Here is a 578-nt window from a genome sequence, read left to right as displayed (position 1 = left end):
GTTGTTCTATAGTTAGTTTTTCAGGAGTAAAAGAGAGTTGGAATACAGGTGTTACGGTAATTTCAAAGCTCCCTCTTTCCTTTCCTTCCGCTGAGAGAATACTTACCTTGGTAGCACCTATTTTTTTAGCCAAGAGATTGATTTTGTTGTCGGTAACTTCTCCTTGTAGGGCTACAATTTCCTTATCAGCAATTTGTACTTTATCGGTAGGGTTCAGGGTGCCTACAATAGTCACTACTGTTGTTTTCCCAACTTCTATAGAAGGCGCTTCGGAGGTGAAATGAAGTTCAAATACAGGTGTCACGGTAATCTCGAAACTTCCTCTTTCTTTTCCTTCCGCCGAGAGGATACTTACCTTGGTAGTACCTATTTTTTTAGCGAATAGGTTGATTTTGTTGTTGGTAATCTCACCTTGTAGGGCTATAATTTCCTCATCAGCAATTTGTACTTTATCGGTAGGGTTCAGGGTGCCTACAATAGTCACTACTGTTGTTTTCCCAACTTCTATAGAAAGCGCTTCGGGGGTGAAATGAAGTTCAAATATAGGTGTCACGGTAATTTCAAAGCTTCCTCTTTCC

Annotated in this window: 1 protein-coding gene; it reads right to left on the bottom strand. The window is 40.3% G+C overall.

Annotation, left to right across the window (positions count from 1 at the left end; all coding sequences use genetic code 11):
- On the bottom strand, window positions 1-578 hold a 578-nt coding region (locus tag HMPREF1551_RS14030), incomplete at both ends, for a pilus assembly protein N-terminal domain-containing protein (protein WP_021628824.1).

This window comes from Capnocytophaga sp. oral taxon 863 str. F0517 (assembly GCF_000466425.1).
GTDB lineage: Bacteria > Bacteroidota > Bacteroidia > Flavobacteriales > Flavobacteriaceae > Capnocytophaga.
Note: the sequence above shows the minus strand (reverse complement) of the source record. Positions and strands in the feature narration are given on the sequence as shown.